15 protein-coding genes are annotated in these 17828 nt (G+C 73.3%); 7 read left to right on the top strand and 8 right to left on the bottom strand.

Annotated features, from left to right (window positions below):
* Nucleotides 1-75: 75 nt before the first annotated feature.
* On the top strand, nucleotides 76-1050 hold the full coding sequence (locus EMA17_RS12740; protein WP_126637045.1) for a hypothetical protein: 975 nt from the start codon (nucleotides 76-78) through the stop codon (nucleotides 1048-1050).
* A gap of 57 nt (nucleotides 1051-1107) precedes the next feature.
* On the opposite strand, the gene EMA17_RS12735 is transcribed toward EMA17_RS12740, so the two are convergent.
* On the bottom strand, nucleotides 1108-1773 hold the full coding sequence (locus EMA17_RS12735) for a Type 1 glutamine amidotransferase-like domain-containing protein (RefSeq protein ID WP_126637044.1): 666 nt from the start codon (nucleotides 1771-1773) through the stop codon (nucleotides 1108-1110).
* 301 nt (nucleotides 1774-2074) lie between these two features.
* Here EMA17_RS12735 and EMA17_RS12730 point away from each other — a divergent pair, with 301 nt between their 5' ends.
* From EMA17_RS12730 to EMA17_RS12720, 3 genes are all read left to right on the top strand, one after another.
* Nucleotides 2075-2329, top strand: a complete 255-nt coding sequence (locus EMA17_RS12730; protein ID WP_126637043.1) for a hypothetical protein — start codon at nucleotides 2075-2077, stop codon at nucleotides 2327-2329.
* Between the two features lie 247 nt (nucleotides 2330-2576).
* Nucleotides 2577-3374 (top strand): polysaccharide deacetylase family protein, encoded by a 798-nt coding sequence (locus EMA17_RS12725; protein WP_126637201.1) that lies wholly within the window; start codon nucleotides 2577-2579, stop codon nucleotides 3372-3374.
* Complete coding sequence (locus EMA17_RS12720; RefSeq protein ID WP_126637042.1) at nucleotides 3374-4597, top strand: YncE family protein; 1224 nt, start codon at nucleotides 3374-3376, stop codon at nucleotides 4595-4597. The genes EMA17_RS12725 and EMA17_RS12720 overlap by 1 nt, the downstream gene beginning before the upstream one ends.
* A gap of 46 nt (nucleotides 4598-4643) precedes the next feature.
* Here EMA17_RS12720 and EMA17_RS12715 read toward each other — a convergent pair whose 3' ends face one another.
* On the bottom strand, nucleotides 4644-5252 hold the full coding sequence (locus EMA17_RS12715) for a UbiX family flavin prenyltransferase (protein WP_126637041.1): 609 nt from the start codon (nucleotides 5250-5252) through the stop codon (nucleotides 4644-4646).
* A gap of 29 nt (nucleotides 5253-5281) precedes the next feature.
* Nucleotides 5282-6721, bottom strand: a complete 1440-nt coding sequence (locus tag EMA17_RS12710; protein ID WP_218042769.1) for a UbiD family decarboxylase — start codon at nucleotides 6719-6721, stop codon at nucleotides 5282-5284.
* 86 nt (nucleotides 6722-6807) lie between these two features.
* Here EMA17_RS12710 and EMA17_RS12705 point away from each other — a divergent pair, with 86 nt between their 5' ends.
* Nucleotides 6808-7806, top strand: a complete 999-nt coding sequence (locus tag EMA17_RS12705) for an AsnC family transcriptional regulator (protein WP_246126620.1) — start codon at nucleotides 6808-6810, stop codon at nucleotides 7804-7806.
* Nucleotides 7807-7885: 79 nt separating this feature from the next.
* On the opposite strand, the gene EMA17_RS12700 is transcribed toward EMA17_RS12705, so the two are convergent.
* Both EMA17_RS12700 and EMA17_RS12695 read right to left on the bottom strand, forming a co-directional pair.
* The gene (locus EMA17_RS12700) at nucleotides 7886-10429 is read right to left on the bottom strand and encodes an ABC transporter permease (protein ID WP_126637039.1); all 2544 of its coding nucleotides are present in this window, start codon (nucleotides 10427-10429) and stop codon (nucleotides 7886-7888) included.
* A complete protein-coding gene (locus EMA17_RS12695) occupies nucleotides 10429-11298 on the bottom strand; it encodes an ABC transporter ATP-binding protein (protein ID WP_126637038.1) in 870 nt (289 codons plus the stop codon). Before EMA17_RS12695 ends, EMA17_RS12700 begins: the two co-directional genes overlap by 1 nt.
* Before the next feature lie 514 nt (nucleotides 11299-11812).
* On the opposite strand from EMA17_RS12695, the gene EMA17_RS12690 reads away from it, so the two are divergent.
* Both EMA17_RS12690 and EMA17_RS12685 read left to right on the top strand, forming a co-directional pair.
* Nucleotides 11813-12199, top strand: coding sequence for a hypothetical protein (locus EMA17_RS12690; RefSeq protein ID WP_126637037.1), 387 nt, complete (start codon nucleotides 11813-11815; stop codon nucleotides 12197-12199).
* A gap of 318 nt (nucleotides 12200-12517) precedes the next feature.
* Complete coding sequence (locus EMA17_RS12685; protein ID WP_160161389.1) at nucleotides 12518-14107, top strand: alpha/beta fold hydrolase; 1590 nt, start codon at nucleotides 12518-12520, stop codon at nucleotides 14105-14107.
* Nucleotides 14108-14196: 89 nt separating this feature from the next.
* Here the strand turns inward: EMA17_RS12685 and EMA17_RS12680 are convergent, their stop codons facing one another.
* The 3 genes from EMA17_RS12680 to EMA17_RS12670 all read right to left on the bottom strand — a co-directional run bounded on the left by EMA17_RS12680 (nucleotide 14197) and on the right by EMA17_RS12670 (nucleotide 17780).
* Nucleotides 14197-15726: an MFS transporter gene (locus EMA17_RS12680; protein WP_126637035.1), complete on the bottom strand. Its 1530-nt coding sequence runs from the start codon at nucleotides 15724-15726 to the stop codon at nucleotides 14197-14199.
* Nucleotides 15727-15914: 188 nt separating this feature from the next.
* Nucleotides 15915-16619, bottom strand: a complete 705-nt coding sequence (locus tag EMA17_RS12675) for a TetR/AcrR family transcriptional regulator (RefSeq protein ID WP_126637034.1) — start codon at nucleotides 16617-16619, stop codon at nucleotides 15915-15917.
* Nucleotides 16620-16790: 171 nt separating this feature from the next.
* Nucleotides 16791-17780, bottom strand: coding sequence for an aldo/keto reductase (locus tag EMA17_RS12670; RefSeq protein ID WP_126637199.1), 990 nt, complete (start codon nucleotides 17778-17780; stop codon nucleotides 16791-16793).
* Nucleotides 17781-17828: the final 48 nt, after the last annotated feature.

Genomic DNA, 17828 nt, shown 5'->3' with positions numbered 1-17828 from the left:
CACGCGGCGGGCCGGCGGCACGCCGATGTCCGATTCGTTCAATACCCGACCCGTCCGGGCGCCTAGCGTCGAACCATGGAGTGGATCACGAACGACACGATCGACCGGGCCGAACGTTTCCTGTGGGCCTCGGGCCGAGTACTGGAACAGCGCCGATTCGCCTACCTGTTCGGCACCGGCAAGCCGGCCGAGCCGGGGGCCGGCGGCGGGCGCACGGCGCGGACCGAGCCCGATCGGGCCGGACTGCTCGCCGCCCTGGCCGGATATCGCACCCCCGAGGGTGCCTACGCGTACGGCTTGGAGCCCGACGTGCGCGGACCCGAGCCGCAACCGGCCACGCTGCGCACCACCATGCCGATCCTGGCCGAGGCGGACGCGCTGCACGGCCCGGACACGACCCGCCTGTGCGACTGGCTGGCGGACGTGGCCGGCGACGCGGGCGGGGTGCCGCCGGCCCTGCCCGGGCTGCGCGACTACCCGCACCCGCCGTGGCTGATCGTGCCGGACCCGCCGGTCCCGGGACTGATCCCGACCGGCTGGATCGTCGGCCCGCTGCTGCGCGCCGGGGTCGAACACCCGTGGCTGCCGGCCGCGACCGAGTTCTGCCGCACCGCCGTCGAGCGGTTGCGGACCACCCACCCCTACGAGGTCGAGGCGGCGGTGACCTTCCTCGACGGCGTCCCGGACCGGCGGTGGGCCCGGACGCAGGCTCGCCGACTGGGCGAACTGGTGCGCGAACAGCGGCTGGTGCTGCTCGACCCGGCCCATCCGGAGCAGGCCCGGCTCGCCCCGGGGTACGCCGTCGGCGAGTACCACCTGCCGCACGACTTCGCGCCGAACCCCGAGAGCACGGCCCGCGCGTGGTTCACCGACGCCGAACTGCGCCGGGGCCTGCGCGCACTGGCCGCCGCGCAGGAGGAGGACGGCGGCTGGCCGCTGCGCTGGGCGGAGTGGTCGCCCACGGTGCGCGCCGAGGCCCGCCCGGCGATCACCGTCGACGCGCTGAACGTGCTGCGCGCGTACGACGGGGCGCTCTCGGGCGCGGCGTAGCAGGGGCACGGGTCGCGGCGCGCGCCCCGAGGCGGGTCACCGCGTGGGCCCGCCGCCTCACACGACGGTCGTCCGTTCCCCGTCGACCAGCAGCACCTGCCCGTCCCGCAACGTGCGATGCGGTACACCCCGGGCACGGTAATCGGCCACGACCGCGGCGAGCAGAGCCGACTCGGGGTGGTCCGGGGAGTCCACGTGCGGGACGACGGCGTGGTCCAGCACGCCCAACCCGTCCCACCGCACCGGCCGGCCGTACACCTCGGTCACCGCGTCCGCGTCGTCGCAGCGCTCCAGGCCGCGCAGGTCGGGCGCGAGCACACAGGCGCCCGCGCTGTACCCGCCGTAGACCACCGCGTCGCGCCGCAGCAGATCGACCAGGACACCGTCCGCACCGCTGCGGGCGAGCGCGTGGCGCAGCAGGAACACGTTGCCGCCGCGCACCCAGACGGCCGGGAACCCGGCCAGCGCGGCGGCGACTTCGCCCGGCGGCCGGTCGAAGAACGTCCGCAGGTCGACCTCGGTCGGACGCAGTCCCAGCTCGCGCAGCGCGACGAACTCGGAGCCGACGCAGGCGGCCCGCACCTCGGCCGGCCGGTCGTCGATCGCGTTGGCGATCACCGCGATCGGCACGCCTCCCGCACCGGCACCATCCACCCCACCCAGCAACGCGACCAGCCGGTCCGGGTGTTCACCGAGCCGAAACGACGAGAGATACATGCGCATCGCCGGACCCTAGCGTGTCCCGCCCACGCGCTCGAACCCCCGCTCGAACCCCCCGGTACCGGACCGCCCGACGAACCCGTTACGCCATCGGAGTGGCATTCACGCTCCGAAGTCGTCCCGGGCGTTCACCTGGGTAGGCCCGGCCCCGGAGGGCCTGCCCGCCCTCCGCGAGCGACTGCGGCGCCGCCGCGTGGGGTGTGCGGCCCGCACCGAGAGAAGAGGACCCAGCGATGAAGATGCCTGCGCGCACGGCGGTCGCCGTGCTCGCCACGACGGCCGCGCTCGGCGATTCGGGGCCGTGGTGACCCGGGCCCACGCCGCCGAGCGCGACACCCCCGCGGCACCGAGCCGCCCGGCCGACACCGAGCCGGCACCGAACCGTTCGAACAACCGCGACCACAAGCCCCGCCGGGAACATCGGACCTGGTACCCGACCCACGACAACCACGGCAAGGCGGTCACCGAGCGGGTGACCGGCGACCGCGGCAGGTTCGACAACCACGTGTGCGTGCCGACCGGCAACGGCGTGGGTGTCGGCCTCCGGCCGCACCACTGATCGTCCGCCGGACCCACCCGCCCCGAGGCCGTCCACCTCGGGTCCGGGTCCGGTACGCGGCCCGGCCGGCGGCGACGCACGGAGCGCTCCGGCCGGGCGCCGCCCCCGCCGCACGCCCATCGCACGCCTACCGCGCACCCGCCACACGCTCCACCCACCCACCGCACACCCACCCCGCGACACGTACGGTAATCGAGCGTGTACATACCGTTCGTTCCCGGTTTCGGCCCGTAAGGTCGCGAGGGTGATGCCTCTGGATCGCCGAAGCGTGCTTCGACGTCTCGCCGGAGCGGCCGCGCTCGGTGCGGCCGTGAGCGGCTGCGGCGACGACTCCCACCCCTCGGCGATCCGCACCCCCGCCGCCGCGCCCGGCGGCAACACCCCCGCTCCGAGCGGATCTTCCGGCCCGAGCGCCGGCGCCGAACCGCCGCCGCTGCCCGCCGACCTGCCGTTCCACGTCGCCTCCGGCCCGCCCGATCGGCCGGGCGTGGCGCTGACCTTCCACGGTCAGGGCAGCGCGGAGAGCGCCGACTCGCTGCTCGGCCTCCTGGAGGCGGCCGGGGCGCGCGGGACGGTCCTGGCCGTGGGGTCGTGGCTGGACGAACAACCGCGCATGGCCGGACGGGTGTTGGCCGGTGGGCACGAACTGGGCAACCACACGATGAACCACGGCGACATCTCCACGATGTCCGCCGAACGCACCTACGCCGAGATCACCGACTGCGCCGACCGACTCAGGCGGCTCACCGGCTCGATCGGACGCTGGTTCCGGCCCTCCCGGGCCGAGGACTGCACCCCCGTCGTCTCCGCCCAGGCCCGGCGCGCCGGATACGCCCACTGCCTGGGCTACGACCTGGACTCACTGGATTTCACCGACCCCGGCCCCACCGCCGTCACCCGCACCGTGCTCGACAACGTGCGACCCGGTTCGGTGGTCAGCCTGCACTTCGGACACCCGGGCACCGTAGCCGCGATGCCCGCCATCCTCGACGGCCTACGCACCCGCGGACTGCGGGCGGTCACGATGTCGGAGCTCGTCACCTGATGACCACTCACCTCTCCCCCACCCGCCGCCGCCCCGGCCGCACCGCGCTGTTCCTGGCCGGCTGCTGTCTGGTCGGCTCCGCCGCGTGCGCGTCGTCGACGGACACCACGGCGAATCCCGCCCCGGTCAAGTCCTCGGCCGCACCGGTGGAGGCCGCTCCGGTCCCCGCTCAGCCGGCCCCCGTACCGGCCAACCTGCTCCCGGGCATGCCGCCGCCGCTGGACCCGCACGACCTGTACGCCGCCGACCGCCCCGGCATGCTCGCCGACGCGGTCAAGGGCTTCCCGTCGCGGGTGTACGTACCCAACACCGAGTCGAACACGGTGAGCGTGATCGACCCGGCCACCTACAAGGTGATCGAGACGATCAAGGTCGGCCACCAGCCGCAACACGTGGTGCCCTCCTGGGACTTGAAGACGTTGTGGGTCAACAACGACCTCGGCGACACACTCACCCCGCTCGACCCGGCCACCGGCAAGGTCGGCACGCCGGTGCCGGTGGACGACCCGTACAACCTCTACTTCACCCCGGACGGCAAGTACGCGGTCGTGATGGCCTCGATGGACCGCCAGTTGGTCTTCCGCGACGCGCACACGATGGCCGTGGTCAAGGCGGAGCCCAGTCAGTGCGCGGGCGTCAACCACGCGGACTTCTCCCCCGACGGCAAGTACTTCATCGTCTCCTGCGAGTTCTCCGGCGAACTGCTCAAGGTCGACACCGCCGAGATGAAGGTGGTGGCCAAGCAGAAGATCCCGCTGTCGGGCTCGATGCCGCAGGACGTCAAGATCTCCCCCGACGGCAAGACCTGGTACATCGCCGACATGATGGCCGACGGCGTGTGGGTGCTCGACGGCGACACCTTCGGCACCCCGACCCGGCTGCGCACCGGCAAGGGCGCGCACGGCCTGTACCCCAGCCGCGACTCGAAGAGCCTGTACATCTCCAACCGGGGCGAGGGCTCGATCTCGGTCCTCGACTTCGCCACCGGCGCGCTGACCGCCAAGTGGGAACTCCCCGGCGGCGGCAGCCCGGACATGGGCGGGGTGTCCGCCGACGGCAAGGTGTTGTGGCTCAGCGGGCGCTACAACGCGGAGGTGTACGCGATCGACACCACCGACGGCAAACTGCTCGCCCGGATCCCGGTCGGCGTGGGCCCGCACGGCCTGTGCGTCTACCCGCAGCCGGGCCGCTACTCGCTCGGCCACACCGGCGTCTTCCGCTGACCGTCCGGGGGCGGCGAGGAGTGCCCGTACCTCGCCGCCCCCCGGGTCAGTCCCGACCTCGCACGTCGCCGAGACCCGGCCACCGCTCGGCGAGATCCGTCTCCCCCGGGGGCAACCCCAGTTGGTCCAGCAGCCGCATCACGATGTGGTCGACGATGTCGGCGACACTGCCCGGGTTGTCGTAGAACGCCGGCATCGGCGGCACGATCCGCGCACCCATCCGGGCCAGGGCGAGCATGTTCTCCAGATGGATCTCGCTCAACGGCGTCTCCCGGGGCACCAGGACCAGCGGTCGGCGCTCCTTGAGCGTGACATCGGCCGCTCGGGTGATCAGATTGTCGGCGAGGCCGTGCCGGATCGCCGCCAGCGTCTTCATGCTGCACGGGACCACGACCATGCCCGACACCGGATACGACCCGGACGAGACGGTCGCCCCCAACTCGCCGAACCGGTGTGTGACATCGGCGAGTTCGACGACCTTGCGCACCGGGTACGGGGTCTCCACCCCGATCGTGGTGCGACCCCAGGGGCTGAGCACGAGATGGGTCTCCACCCGCGGCAGTTCACGCAGGACCTCCAGCAGGCGAACGGCGATCGGCGCGCCGGTGGCGCCGGTGATCCCGACGACGAGGCGGGTGGGGGCAACGGTCGACACGGCGGGCTCCCGAGGAGTCGGAGCGCCGGTCACAGGGGCAGGACTCCCTTCCAGCGCCCACGCAGTGCCTCGCGGGTCGCCTCGTCGAAGCGATTCGCCGCCGGGAACCGGTCCTTCCAGGCGAAGGGTTTGCACGCGTCGATCAGCACGACGCCCATCGACAGATCCCCCGCCTCCCGCCGCTCCGGCGCCAGGCGCGGGTCGATCGCGGTGGTCGGGGCGCGCAGCACCTGGATCGACTCCTTCGGGTCGACCCGGGTGAACATCGCCCACAACACGTGGTTGATGTCGGTGATGTCGATGTCCTCGTCGACCACCACGAAGTAGCGCTCCATGCCGCCGGTGCGCTTGCGGCCCAGCGCGGCGAACAGCGCGTGCATCGCGTCGCCCGCACCGGTCTGCTCGATCGAGACGACCATCATCAACTGCCGGGCGTACGCCCACACGCCCTTGACGTTCTGGACGCCGGACGCCTCCAGGTGCTCCCACGTCACCGAGGCCGAGTAGAGCGGAACCGCCTGGTCGCCGGCCGGCACGGTCGGCAACATCGGCGGCGCGCCGAGGATGATCGGATCGTCGCGGTGCAGGATCCGGGTCACCCGCACCACGGTCTCCTGACCCGAGTGGGTGTAGTAGCCGGTCCACTCGCCGAACGGACCCTCCAGGACCGACTCCTCCTCGACCGGTGGCAGTTCGCCCTCGATCACGATCTCCGCGTGCGCCGGGACGGGCAGTTCGCTGCCCGGCGGCAGCAGCACCTCCACACCACGCCCGCGCAGCCCGCCGGCCAGGTCGTACTCCGACATCCCGGCGGGTGCCGCCATCGCCGCCGCGGTGGACAGGATCGGGTCCTGGCCCACCACCACGGCGATCGGACAGGTCCGCCCGCGCGCCCAGTACTTGCGCGCGATGGCCAGGGCGTGCCGATTGCCCAGCATCCACAGGGACAACCGATCCCGTCCCTGGACGCAGGCCCGATAGGTGCCGATGTTGACCCAGCCGGTGTCCGGGTCGCGCGTGATCACCATGCACGCCGTGCCGATGTAGCGACCGCCGTCGCCGTCGTGCCAGCGCGGCGTGGGGAAGACGCCGAGGTCGACGTCGTCGCCGACCAGCACGTTCTCCAGCACCGCGCCGGTCTCCACCCGCACCGGCGGGATCGGCTCCAGCCGCCCGGCCAGGTCCTTCCAGGCCCGGACGATGTCCAGCTTGGGGGTGTCCGGCGCCAGTCCCAGGGCCACCGCGGTCCGCGCCGCCGTGCCCATGAAATTGGTGAACACCCGGTACCCGGGCGGGAATCCCGGGATGTTGTCGAACAGCAGCGCGGGCCCCTCGCGTTCCGCCATCAGCTCGGTGATCCCGCCGATGTCCGCGTCCCGGTCCGCGCCGTCCACGCGGCGGACCTCGTCGGAGCCGAGGGTTTCGGTCAGATGCTCGATGTAGTGCCGCAGATCCGTGAAAGCGCTCATGGGGACGAGGATCCGAAGCGGTCGAGGGCGGCGGCAACGAGCATGCTCGCGAACGCCGGATTTCGCCGAGGATAGACTCCGGATGCGTGGAATACCTCGATCTGCAGCTGATCCATGCACTCGGAATCGACGGACGGGCGCCGCTGCGCCGAATCGCCTCGGTGCTCGGCGTCTCCGACCAGATGGTCGCCCGGCACTACGCGCGGCTGCGCGAGACGGCCGGGCTGCGGGTGGTCGGGCGGCTCAATCCCCGCCCGGTGGGACAGGCCGTGTGGCTGCTGCGGCTGCGGTGCGTGCCCAGCGCGGCGCTCGGCCTGGCCCGGGCGTTGGCCGAGCGGGAGGACACCCGCTGGGTCCGGCTGGCCTCGGGCGGTACGGAGATCATCTGCCACCTGGTCGCGGCCGGCGCCGACGACGCGGATCGCGACGCGCTGCTCCTGGACCGGATCCCGGCCGCCCGGCGGGTGCTCTCGATCAGCGCGCATCGGTTGTTGCGCATGTTCAAGGGCGGCCCCTCCTCCTGGGACGGCCCCGCGTGGGTGCTCGGCCGACCGGCCCTGGACCGGGCCCAGCAGGACGCGCTCGCCCCCGGGTTCCCGCCGCCGACCACCTGGGCCGAGGCGGTGGAACTGGGCGAGCTCGACCACGCCCTGGTCGCCGCGCTGGGCCGGGACGGGCGCGCGTCGCACGCCGCGCTCGCCGTCGAGGTCCGCCGACACGAGTCCACGGTGCGCCGCCGGATCGCACAGTTGCGCGGGGCCGGCGCGTTGTTCTTCGACCTGGAGGTGGACGAGCGCCCGCTGGGCAATCCGACCGCGACCACGATGTGGATGTCGGTCCGGCCCGCGTATCTGGCCGCCACCGGCGCCGCGCTGGCCGACCACCCCGAGGTGGCCTACGCGGCGGCGACCACGGGCCGTACCAACCTGTACGCCACGGTCCTGTGCGCCGGCGACGAGGCGCTGTACGACTACCTCGCCGACCGGATCGGCGCGCTGCCGGGCATCGACGCGGTGGAGACGGCGCCGATCATCCGCACGGTCAAGCGGGTGGGGGCGGTGGGGCGCACGGTGCGGAACGGGTGATGGGGAGCGCCGGACTCGGCGCTCCCCATCACCCGATGTCCGGCACCCGCTTTCCGGCACCCGGTGTGTGCTCCCCCGGCTACTCCTTCGCGCCCACCGCGTCGATGGGTTCGACGCGCAGCAGCCGTCGGGTGATCGGGGCGACCGACAGCGGTGCCAGGAGCAGCGCGGCGGCGCTGATTCCCAGGAGCAGCGGGATCGGCACGTAGGGAGTGCTCTCGCCGAACGCGCCCTTGCCGAACGGGACGAGGGTGATCATCGCGATGGTCAGGCCGAGGGCGAGACCGATCACCCCGACCAGGGCGGCCTCGCCGCGCACGACCGCGCGGACCTGGGTGCGGGTGCTGCCGATCATCCGCATCAGGCCGAGTTCGCGACGCCGGGCGGCGGTGGACACGATCATCGTGTTGACCGCGGCGATGGTCGCGAAGCCCGCGAGGATGACCAGCATCACCTGGTTGGTCCACTTGTTGGTCTCGAGGTCCCGGTCGCGTTCCGCGGCGTAGCCGGCCCGGTCGGAGATCCGGGTGTCGGGGTGGCGTCGGGCGACCTCGGCGAGGGCCGCGTCCACCGCGGCCGGGTCGGCCCGGTCGGCGAGGCGTACCAGCAGGCGGGTGTCCAGGGCGGCGTCGACGTGGTGTTCCACGGTGGCGCGCGGGAGGGTGACGGCGGCGGTGCCGAGGCCGCGGTCGTAGGTGGCGACCAGGGTCGGCTTGATCCGGGTGCCGTCGCCGAGGCGGATCTCGATCGGCTTGCCGAGCCGGGCCTCGACCGCGTCGGCGGTGAGCCGGTCCATCGCCACCGCGCCGCCGGGCGGCTGCGCGGCGCCGGGGCGCAGCGCGTGGGTGTCGCCCGCGCGTACCCCGAGGTCGAGCACGCGGGCCAGGTCGGTGTCGGTGCCGCCGACGGCCTGGGTCGAATACTTCCGCAACTCGTCGGAGCCGGCCATGACCACGTTGGTGGTCAGAACCGAGGTCACCGCGGCGACCCCGGGCACGCGGGCGACCTCGCTCGTGGTGCCGGCCGGGAATCCGGGTCCGCCGATCACCCGGTCGGCGGTCAACGCGGCCTTGGACTGCTTCTCGCTGTAGTGGTCCTGCGCGGCGAACATGAACATCAGCGTGGTCGCGAAGGCGACCGTGAGGGTGATCGGGGTGATCGCCGAGGCGAGCCGGCGCGAGTTGGCGCGGGCGTTGTCGAAGGCGAGCCGGCCCGGGGCGCCGAACAGGCGCAGGAGGAATCCGGTCGCGTACACGAACAGGTGGGCGATCAGCGGGCCGAGCAGTCCGACGCCGAGCATGAACAGCATGATCACGCCGCCCGCCGCGCCGACGGCCTGGTCTCCGGTGGCCTTCATGGCGATGCCGGAGAGTACGCCGCCGCCGGCCAGCGCGGCGAGGCCCAGGACCAGCCGGACCCAGCCGACGCGGGCCCGCTCGACACCCGCCTCGCCCAGCGCCTCGGTCGGCTTGGTCCGCGCACTGGCCCGCGCCGCCATCAGGCCGGCGAGCAGCGCGGACAGCAGGCCCGCGCCGACCGCGACCAGCATCGGGACCGGGCCGACGGCGAGGGTGACGCCGTCCTCGATCATGCCGCGGCCGACCATGGTGTCGAACCACCAGCGGGCGAGCAGCGTCCCGGGAAACACGCCGACCAGGCCCGCGAGCAGGGAGATCATCGCGGTCTCGGTGGCGATCGTCCGGCGGATCTGCCAGGGGGTGGCGCCGACCGCGCGCAGCAGGGCGAAGTCGCGGCGCCGCTGGGCCACGGACAGCGAGGTGGCGCCCGCCACGACGAACACCGCGACCGCGGCGACGATGCCGCCGAAGGACGCGCCGACGGCGATGAGCAGTTCCTTGGTGTCGCCCAGGCCGGGGTGTTCCACCTCGCCGCGCCCGTCGCCGGTGCGGACCTCGGCGCCGGTGCCCTTCAACGCCTTGCGCAACTCGCCGGCGACCTTGCCGGTCGCGGTGCGGTCCTCGAGCAGCACGCCGAACGCGGTCACCTTGTCGGGGTTGCCCGCCAGGCGCGCGGCTTCGGTGTCGGCGACGTAGAGCCGGGCGCCGCTGCCGGGGAGTACGGCCGACACGCGCAGCGGGACCTCGCCGGCGGGTGTGGTCACCCGGACCGTGCCGCCGGCGGTCGCGCCGGCGCCGATCCGGTGCGCGGCCTCGGTGGTCAGTACGACGTCGCCCGGGCGCGGCGCGGCGCCCTCGTACGGGGTGCCGGCCAGGCGGGCGGCGGACCAGGGGTGCGCGTCGAGTACTGCGGTGGGGGTCTGCGCGGGGAAGGTCAGGTCGGGCAGGACCGCGGCGACGCCGGGCACGGCCGCGATCCGGGCGGCGAGCGCGGCGTCGACACGGGCCCGCTCGGGCAGCGCGACCTTCACGTTCTCCTTGTCCTCGCCGCTGCCGAAGGTCTTGCTCGTGCCGGTCGGCCCGGCGACCACGATGGGGGTGTCGGCGTAGCGGCCGGCCGGCACGTGGGCGCGGATCCCGCTCTCCAGGAAGATCCCGCACATCGTGACGAGCATGGCGGCGAACAGCAGGGCGACGAACGAGCCGGCGAACGAGGCGGGCCGAAACCGTACGGAGGTGCGGGCGAGCCCGTTGGGCCGGCCCATCAGGCGGCCCGTCCCCGGGCGTGGGCGGGCTGGGACAGGCCGACCATCCGGGCCGCGACGGCCTCGGGGGTGGGCGCGTGGAGGTGACCGGCGAGGTTGCCCTCGGCCAGGAAGACGACCCGGTCCGCGTAGGAGGCGGCGACCGGGTCGTGGGTGACCATCACGACGGTGGCGCCGGTGTCGTCGACGGCCCGGCGCAGCAGCGCCAGCACCTCGGCGGCGGTGGTGGTGTCCAGCGCGCCGGTCGGCTCGTCGGCGAACAGCACGTCGGGCCGGGTGACCAGGGCGCGGGCGATGGCGACGCGCTGCTGCTGGCCGCCGGACAACTGCGCGGGCCGGCGGCCGGCGTGTGCGTGCAGGCCGACCATGCCCAACACCTCGGCGGCCCGGCCGCGTTCCGGCCGCTGCCCCGCGAGCCGCAGCGGGAGCAGTACGTTCTTCTCCACGGTCAGCGAGGGCAGCAGGTTGAACGCCTGGAACACGAAGCCGAGCCGGGTCCGGCGCAGCCGGGTGAGCTGGTTCTCGTTCATCGCGGTGAGGTCGTCGTCCCCCAGCAGCACCCGCCCGGAGTCGGGCTTGTCGAGCCCGGCGGCGCAGTGCAGGAAGGTGCTCTTCCCGGATCCGGACGGGCCCATGACGGCGGTGAAGGTGCCTCGGGGGATGTCGAGGTCGACCCCGCGCAGCGCGTGCACCGCCTCGGCACCGCGCCCGTATGCCTTGGCGACCTTGTCGAGGCGCACCGCGGAGGTGTGGGCGCGCGGGGTGTGCAACGGGTGCGGCGGCGTGCCGAACGTGTCGTGGTCCGGGCGGGGAGGTACGACGGGTCCCGTCCGCGCCCGCCGCTCGCCTCGCTTGCCTCGCCCGAACATGGTGCCTCCCGCAAAGAAATGAACATCGGATTCGATGTCCACGACGCTACGGAGGCGAGACGCCCCGGAACATGGGGAAGGCGGGCCGAACGGGGGTGGGCCTGAGCCCACCCCCGAAGGGTCGTGGGCTGTACCACCCCAGCCGGATCCCGGGCACCGCGGCCACGGCCGGCTCCGGACGGGCGCTGCCGCCTCGCACCTCCCGACGCGGCCGAGTCGGCGCCGACGCCACGCTCGCCGACCCTCGAAGACGGCGGCCGACGCGGTCGTGCGCATCGTATTCCACCGATTCCACGCGTCCTCGTGGTCCGCCCCGACCGAGGCCGGCTCCCTCCGGCTCCCCCGGCCGCACCAACCGACCTCCCGGTCCGCGCCCGAAAGGCGGTCGACCGCGTCCCGGCCCCGACCGGACGCCACCCTCGGCCCACCGACGGCGATCGGTCGCCGCCGGCCTGCCGCCGGTGGGCGGGGGCGGGTGGCGGGTGGGTTCTCGGGGCGGTGCGAGGATGGGTTGGTGTCCGATCCCGATATCGCCTTCCTGTGGCGGCTGTTGGTCGAGGCCCTGACCGCCCTCGCCGCCGATCCCGCCGAGCAGTGTGCGTGGTCGGATCGGTACGGCGTGCCGCCGGACGAACTCGCTTTGGGCTTCGACGACGCCTACCGCCTCGTTCCGCAACTCGCGGCGGCCGGGCGCCTGGACGCGGACGCGGTGGCCGAACTGCGCGCGCTCGATGCCCTGTTCACGGGCCTGACCGACGAAGGCGACCCCGCCCGGTGGGCTGTGGCGGCCCTGGCGGACGACCCGGCGTGGGCACGGGCTCGTGCGGTGTCCCGCCGGTTGCTCGTCGAGTGGGTGGGCGACCGGCGTCCGCCGATGCCGGTGATCCGCGTGATCCGTTGACGCGCGGGCCCGCCCGCCGGGGTCACCCACGTGGGTGATGTGGACCGCCGGCCGGCCCTGCTCCGGCTTGCTTCGTGGGATTCGACACCACACAGTCGGGTGATACGCCGCCATTCGGCGGGGCCGTGACGTCGCCCGCGTCCGCTCCGCCGTACCCCGCCGTATCCCGCCCGCCCCGTCCGGTCCACACTCGTCCCATCCGCCTGCCCCCGACGCCGCCGCGCCCCGCCCACCTGGAGCCCCATGCGCCCGATCCGTCCCTCGTCGGTCGTGCCGTCGGCGGTGCGCCCCGGGCGTCGCCGGGGGCCGCTTCCGGGCGTGCGCCTCGTCGTGACCGGGGCGGTGTTGCTCGCCGGGGTCGCCGGCATGCTCGTGGGGACCAACGCGCAGGCGGACGGCGGTGCCGAGCCGGTGAATCCGTACGGGGTCCTCGGGGCGCAGCGCCCCCGGTGGCAGGTCTGCGAGTGGTACCGCGCCGCCGAGCCGAACGACCCGAACCCGAACCGACCGGGCGGCCCCGCCTCGCCCGCACAGCCCGTGACCTACTGCGCCGACCTGCGCGCCCCGCTCGACTGGTACGACCGCGCCAAGGGCACCATCACCCTCCGGGTCACCCGCGTGCCCGCCACCGGTGGCCCCGCCCGGCGCGGCGTGCTCCTCGTCAACCCCGGCGGCCCCGGCACCGACGGCTCCGCCCTGGCCGGCCGCGTCGCCGAGGCGCAGCCGGAGCTGCTCCGGACCCACGACATCATCGGCTTCGCGCCCCGCGGCGTCGCGCCCTCGACGAGTGTGGACTGCGGCGTCGACTGGTCCCGGTACGAGCCCGTCGCCGACACCCGCGACCGCTCGCCGGCCAACACCGCACGCCAACTCGCCGACGCGCGCCTGGTCGGACTGGCCTGCGCGGGCGCGGCGTTCGCACCGTACGTGACCACCGACCAGACCGCGCGGGACCTGGACCTGATCCGGGCCGTGCTCGGCGAGCGTCGGATCGACTATCTCGGCTTCTCCTACGGCACCTTGCTCGGCGCGTGGTACGCGGACCGATTCCGCTCCCGCGTGGACCGGTTCGTGCTGGACTCGACGATGGACTGGTCGGCCGACCCCGAGGAGGTCTTCGTCGACGCGTGGGCGCGCGGCCTGCAACGGCGCTTCGACGTACAGTTCCTGCCCTGGCTCGCGCGCCACGACGACCGGTACGGATTCGGCGGCGACGTCGAGGCGGCGCGCGCCGCGTACGACGAGTTGCGGGCCGCCGTGGCCGGACACGAGCGCGGCACCGCCTTCGACACGATGCAGGCGAACGTCCTGTACGACGCGGCCGGTTGGCCGCAATGGGCCGAGCGGTTGCGGGAGTTGCGGGACGATCCGACGCGGGCGCCGGCCCTGTTGGCCGCACCGAGGGTGCCGGTCGGCGTACCGGAGAGCGGGGCGCACTGGGCGATCCGGTGCGGCGACGCCCGTTGGGCCGGCGATCCCGCCCACTGGGTGGACAAGGGCGACCGCCTCGCCGCGCGCTATCCGCTCGTCGGCTCGCTCGCCACCGAACAACCCTGCGCCGCCTATCCGTTCACGACCGCACACCCGGCCGTCCCGGACCCGGCCAAGCTCCCGAGGATGCTCCTGGTACAAAATCAGCTCGACCCGGCCACCCCCGCCGAGGGCGCCCTCGCCGTCGCCGCGACGGCGCACCAGCCGATGGTCTTCGTCCGGGACGCGGGCGACCACATCGCCTTCGACGACGGCAACGCCTGCGTCGACGCCCGGATCGCCGACTATCTCGTCCGCGGCCTCCGTCCGACCACCACGATCTGCGCCGGCCTGCCGCTCCCGCTCGACGACGCGGTCCACCCGGTCGGCCCGGCCGGTCCACCGCCGCCGCCGCGCGACGAACGCCCGACCCGATAGGGCGCGCCCCGCACGAACGACGAGGGCCCCACCGCCGATTCGGCGGTGGGGCCCTGCTTTACGTACCGCGGCTCACGTACCGCGCGGGGTCAGTGCACCAGCACCGGCACCGCGAGTTCGTCCGAGTCCGCTTCCCCGTCCTTGCCGCCCGAGGCGACCGGCTTGCTGTCGCCGTGCCCGACGGTGATGAACGTGAACGCGATCGTCGAGGCCAGCGCCAGGATCCCGACCGCCCACCAGATCGCGGTGGCGTAGCCGTGCACCATGGCCTGCATCTTCAGCTGGTCCAGGCCGCCGGAGCCGACCGCGTGCGAGGCCACGTAGGACGTGGTCGCGCTCGCGGCGATGGTGTTCAGCAGCGCCGTACCGATCGCGCCGCCGACCTGCTGCGAGGTGTTGACCATCGCCGAGGCGACGCCCGCGTCCCGAGGCTGCACACCGTAGGTGGCCAGGCTCATCGCCGGCATGAACGCGGTACCCATGCCCAGGCCGAGCAGGATCTGCGCGGGCAGGATCAGCCCGGCATAGGAGCTGCCGACCTCGATCTGGGTCAGCATCAGCATGCCGACGCCCGCGGTCAGGAAGCCCGGACCCATCAGCAGTCGGGCCGGCACCCGGGTCATCAGCCGTGCGCCGATCTGGGTGGAGCCGGTGATCATGCCCGCGATCATCGGCAGGAACGCCAGGCCGGTCTTGACCGGCGAGAAGCCCTTGACGATCTGGAGGTAGTAGGTGAGGAACAGGAACATGCCGAACATCGCGATGATCGCGAGGCCGAGCGAGAGGTAGATGCCGGCCCGGTTGCGCTCGGCGACCACCCGCAGCGGCAGCAGCGGGGCCTTGACCCGCGCCTCCACCGCGACGAACGCCAGGAGCAGCACCGCGGCGGCGACGAACAGGCCGATCGTGCTGCCCGCGCTCCAGCCGTGGCTCTCGGCGCGGGTGAAGGCGTACACCAGGGTGCCCAGTCCGAGCGAGGACAGCAGCACGCCGGGGATGTCCAGCGGCGAACGGTTGCGGGCGCCCTCGGGCTCGCGGATGACCAGGACCGCACCGGTCGCGGCGATCACGGCGAACGGGATGTTGACGAAGAACGTCCAGCGCCAGTTCATGTACTCGGTGAGCACGCCGCCCAGGATCAGGCCGACCGCGCCACCGCCGCCGGCGATCGCGCCGAAGATGCCGAACGCCTTGGCACGTTCCTTGGCGTCGGTGAACATCACCGCGAGCAGGGACAGTGCGGACGGGGCGAGCAGTGCGCCGAAGACGCCCTGGAGCGCGCGGGCGCCGAGGAGCAGACCGCTGCTCTGTGCTATGCCGCCCAGCGCGGAGGCCGCGGCGAAGCCGATCAGGCCGACGATGAAGGTACGGCGCCGACCCCACAGGTCGGCGATCCGGCCGCCGAACAGCAGCAGGCCGCCGAAGGCGAGGGCGTAGGCGGTGATCACCCATTGCTTGTTGCCGTCGGAGATGCCCAGATCGGTCTGGGCGGACGGCAGCGCGATGTTCACGATGGTGCCGTCGAGGACGACCATCAACTGGGCGATGGCGATGAAGATGAGCGCTTTCCAGCGCCTGGAATCGGGGGCGGCGGACATGGCCGGAGCGGTTTGAGACATGGAAGTACTCACTCTTGGGGGGTGTGACGCGACGGTGGGCGTCGCGGAAGGACGGTGCGCGCCCTCGCTCGCGCGGAGGAGGCGAGCGGCAGGTGCGGCGTTCGTTGTCGGTACGTGCGTTGCGTGCGTTGTCGGTATGTGGTCACGCGACCGTCGCTACCGGTACGCGCGCACGAGGCAGGGGCACGTCAGGACCGGGTCGGCCGGGCCTCGCCCTCCTTCTTCAGGTTTTCGAGGTCGCGGATCGACACGACGGCGCCGGGGAGCGGAGTGGGGTCCGGTACGCGCAGGCCGTCGAGCAGCACGTCGAGGTGCCGGTGCGCGAACCGGTCGTTGGCCACGCAGCCGCCCATCCCGGGCAGCGGTCGGGTGAGCTGGGTGATCGCGACCAGCAGGTCGCCCGAGCCGATGTCGGCGCGCAGCAGGCCCTCGGCGCGGGACCGTGCCATCAGCGACTCGACCAGGACCTCCATGCGGTTCCGGGCCGCGATCAGCTCGGGGTGCGCCTTGTCCACGATGTCGGACATCAGCGTGCACAGTGCCCCGATCCGCTCCTCCGTCGCGGCGTGCGCGAAGCGTCGCAGGGCCGTGAAGGCCCGCGACTCCTCGGCCGCGGCGCGCTCGCCGTGCTCGGTGATGCGCTCCAGGACGGAGAGGATCACCCGGTGGGCGAGTTCGCCGCGGTCGGCGAAGTGGCGGTACAGGGTCGCGTTGCCGACGCCCGCGCGCCGCGCGACCTCGTCGAACGGCACCTCGGCGCCGTGTTCGACGTACATCTCGCGGGCCGCGGCGATGATCCGCTCGCGATTGCGTCGGGCATCGGCACGAAGCTTCGGACCCCGATCCTCGACGACGTCGATGAGGGTGACGCGGTGGGTGACCGTGCTGCCCATGATCCGGCTCCTTCCCTTGTCTGCCGTTGCCCGACGGGTAAGCGGGGAGTGATTCCCCGATTGTCGATCCGCTCGGTTAAACGGACAGGAAGTCCCCGGATATTTCGAGAGGCTCTGTGACCTGCGTCACATCATCTCGATCGGGTCCGGCAGCACCCTCTTATCGGCCTCCTACCAGGCGAAAGACTCCGGCGAGGGCCCGGGGCCGGGGAAGATCCGGTCCAGTTCGGCCAGTGTGTCGGCGTCCAGTTCGACCCGCAGGGCGCGCAGCGCCGACTCCAGCTGGCCGAGCGTACGGGGGCCGACGATGGGCGCGGTCACCTCGGGGCGGGTGAGCAGCCAGGCCAGGGCGACGTCGCCCGGCGGGACGCCGATCCCGGCGCACAGATCCTCGTACGCCCGCACCTGGTCGCGTCGTTCGGCCAGTTGCGCGGTGACCCGGCCGGCGCCGCGGCGGTGCCGGTCGCCCTCGCGCTCCGCGGCCAGGACGCCGCCGAGCAGGCCGCCCTGGAGCGGCGACCACGGCAGGACGCCGATCCCGTACGCCCGCGCGGCCGGCAACACCTCGGCCTCGGCGGCGCGCTGGGCCAGGTTGTACAGGCACTGCTCGCTGACCAGGCCGAGCGTGGGGCGCCGGGCGGCGGCCTCCTGGGCCTGCGCGAGGTGCCAGCCGGCGAAGTTGGACGAGCCGACGTAGAGCACCTTGCCCTGGGCGACCAGCAGGTCCATCGCCTGCCACAACTCCTCCCACGGCACCCGGCGGTCGATGTGGTGCATCTGGTAGAGGTCGATGTGGTCGGTGCCCAGCCGGCGCAGGCTGTCCTCGCAGGCGCGGCGGATGTGCCGGGCGTTCAGGCCGCCGGAGTTGGGCCACTCGCCCCACGAGCCGTAGACCTTCGTGGCCAGCACGACCCGGTCGCGGTGGTCGCCCCGGGCCAACCAGCGGCCCACTATCTCCTCGGTCGCGCCGCGGGCGCCGGTGCCGGCGACCTGGTCGCGGCCGTACACGTCGGCGGTGTCGAAGAGGTTGATGCCGGCGTCGAGTGCGGCGTCCATGATCCGGCCGCTGTCGCGTTCGTCGGTGGCCGGACCGAAGTTCATCGTGCCGAGGGCCAGCCGGCCGACGGTCAGGCCGGTCCGCCCGAGCCGCGTGTAGGGCATTGCGGACGTGGCGGCGGAGGTCGTGGTGGAGGTCATGTCCTTGTCGCT

The sequence above is a fragment of the Embleya hyalina genome (assembly GCF_003967355.1).
Classification (GTDB): domain Bacteria; phylum Actinomycetota; class Actinomycetes; order Streptomycetales; family Streptomycetaceae; genus Embleya; species Embleya hyalina.
This window is presented reverse-complemented; position numbering and strand designations above follow the sequence as displayed.

Coding starts and splice junctions, on each gene's coding strand:
- EMA17_RS12740 (WP_126637045.1), top strand. CDS start 76: ATGGAGTGGATCACGAACGACACGATCGACCGGGCCGAACGTTTCCTG.
- EMA17_RS12735 (WP_126637044.1), bottom strand. CDS start 1,773: ATGCGCATGTATCTCTCGTCGTTTCGGCTCGGTGAACACCCGGACCGG.
- EMA17_RS12725 (WP_126637201.1), top strand. CDS start 2,577: ATGCCTCTGGATCGCCGAAGCGTGCTTCGACGTCTCGCCGGAGCGGCC.
- EMA17_RS12720 (WP_126637042.1), top strand. CDS start 3,374: ATGACCACTCACCTCTCCCCCACCCGCCGCCGCCCCGGCCGCACCGCG.
- EMA17_RS12710 (WP_218042769.1), bottom strand. CDS start 6,721: ATGAGCGCTTTCACGGATCTGCGGCACTACATCGAGCATCTGACCGAA.
- EMA17_RS12700 (WP_126637039.1), bottom strand. CDS start 10,429: ATGGGCCGGCCCAACGGGCTCGCCCGCACCTCCGTACGGTTTCGGCCC.
- EMA17_RS12695 (WP_126637038.1), bottom strand. CDS start 11,298: ATGTTCGGGCGAGGCAAGCGAGGCGAGCGGCGGGCGCGGACGGGACCC.
- EMA17_RS12680 (WP_126637035.1), bottom strand. CDS start 15,726: ATGTCTCAAACCGCTCCGGCCATGTCCGCCGCCCCCGATTCCAGGCGC.
- EMA17_RS12675 (WP_126637034.1), bottom strand. CDS start 16,619: ATGGGCAGCACGGTCACCCACCGCGTCACCCTCATCGACGTCGTCGAG.
- EMA17_RS12670 (WP_126637199.1), bottom strand. CDS start 17,780: ATGCCCTACACGCGGCTCGGGCGGACCGGCCTGACCGTCGGCCGGCTG.